The organism is Mesorhizobium sp. dw_380 (assembly GCF_018588885.1).
In the GTDB taxonomy this organism is placed as follows: domain Bacteria; phylum Pseudomonadota; class Alphaproteobacteria; order Rhizobiales; family Rhizobiaceae; genus Mesorhizobium.
In genome coordinates this window covers 1-1,688 of sequence record NZ_JAFFIW010000106.1, presented here as the reverse complement: position 1 = coordinate 1,688, position 1,688 = coordinate 1, and the positions used below count along the sequence as shown (strand labels likewise).

Below are 1,688 nucleotides of genomic sequence, written 5' to 3'. Positions count from 1 at the left end.
ATCCTGGGTGGCGCGACGACCCTGGCGATTTTTGCGGCGTCGGCGGGTCTGGTGGCAAGCTGGTTCCTGTAGTTCGCGGGACATGAAGTATGTTCCAGCGCGGTGGAACATCAGCGATCAACTGTCGTTGACATGCGTGTGAGAGAAAGGACACCGTCCATGTCAAAGTTCCAAGCCGCCACTCCGGATCGCCTGCGGCAACTCAGGCTTGAGGCTTCAGCTCATTTCACCCCGATGATGCTGCACGAGGCATTGCTGCGCCTTTCCCAGGCCTGTGGAGGTGAAAGCCTTGATCGGTTCGAGAAGGCCATGGTCGATCAGATCGAGGCGACGAAGGACGATCGGGCCGATTTCGAAACGGTCAAGGAACTCGCCATCGAGCAGCTTTATGCCTTGGTCCGGGCCGCGAACGATTCGCCAAAGAAGAAACAGTCGCTGGAGAAGATAGACACGCGCAGGACACCCGGTCGCTCCGAAGAACCAGGGACGCTCGAGGATCAGCTGCAGGCGGGATTGGAGGATTCTTTTCCGGCAAGCGACCCGCCCGCGGTGGTGTCCACAACCATTTCAGGCGGAGCAAAGAAGCTGGTCGGGACCGACGAGGTCCTGAAAAAGCAGCGGCAACAGGCGGCTCGGAAGGACAGCCAATCCTAGATCGCCGTGCCGAGCTGAGGCTTGGCGGCACCCCCAGGGTCAGCAGACACGCGCCGACGCTCATGTCACCCAAAGAACGAGCGCCGGGCACGCACTTTCGAAGGGGGCGTCACTGTTGGGCGATCAGGCGACAGATATTCCCGCCCGCGCAGAATTTCTGAAGAGTTGTTTCCAGCATGAGGAACGAACCAAACTTCCATGCATTTAGCAGGGGCTGCGTTCACACACTCTTTCTTCTGGGAGCTGGACAATTGTCATCCAGAGGCTACGTTTTGGCCGACCAGGAAACCAATGAAGTTTCCATCGTTGTCCTGATACCCGCCCTGCGGGCTTTCGCGCGTACCTTTTGTCGCGTTCCCGCCGATGCAGACGATCTGGTGCAGGAGACGCTGACGAGGGGTCTCGCCAACATCGATAAGTTCGAACCCGGCACACGCATGAAGTCGTGGCTGTTCACGATCATGCGCAACACTTACTACGCCAGGGTCAAGATCGCTGCCCGGGAAGCGCCGGGCCTGCTCGACTGCGCGTCCTCAAGACCGATTTCGGAAGCTACCCAGGAATGGACCGTTCAGAGCAAGGAAGTTCACGGCGCCATTCAAAAGCTGCCCGAACATCAACGCGAGGTCCTTATGCTGATCGGCGTTTTGGGGGTGAGCTACGAGGAAACTGCCGACATATGCGGCTGCGCGGTGGGGACCGTCAAAAGCCGGCTGAACCGTGCCCGCGCCAACATCCTTGAGTTCCTTGGCGAGAGTTCGTTGCAGACATTGATGGAAAGACGCAATCACCTATCGGATGGTCAACTCGACATTGAGGGCGACAGCCGCAGATAGTCAGTTCTTCACGCCACGTCGACGTTTCTCGGCCAGCGCGTTTTGCAACTCGATCGCCAGCTTGGTCAGGCGGTCTGGGATTTTTTCCTGCTCTATCGCCGCCAGCAGAGAAGTAATCTCCTGATCCACCACCGTGCCGACACGCGGGTCCATGGCATCATCGCTCGAACGAGACATCATATTCTCTTGATAGATAGC

Annotated in this window: 3 protein-coding genes; 2 read left to right on the top strand and 1 reads right to left on the bottom strand. The window is 58.2% G+C overall.

The window, feature by feature from the left end; genetic code table 11:
• Positions 1-234 precede the first annotated feature (234 nt).
• Positions 235-654: a hypothetical protein gene (locus tag JT360_RS33035; protein WP_250889246.1), complete on the top strand. Its 420-nt coding sequence runs from the start codon at positions 235-237 to the stop codon at positions 652-654.
• Positions 655-926: 272 nt separating this feature from the next.
• Entirely contained in the window at positions 927-1,490 is a 564-nt protein-coding gene (locus JT360_RS33030) for a sigma-70 family RNA polymerase sigma factor (protein WP_214477603.1), read from the top strand.
• Here the strand turns inward: JT360_RS33030 and JT360_RS33025 are convergent.
• Positions 1,491-1,688 (bottom strand): hypothetical protein (locus JT360_RS33025; RefSeq protein ID WP_214477607.1); only part of this gene is annotated, 198 nt, incomplete at its 5' end.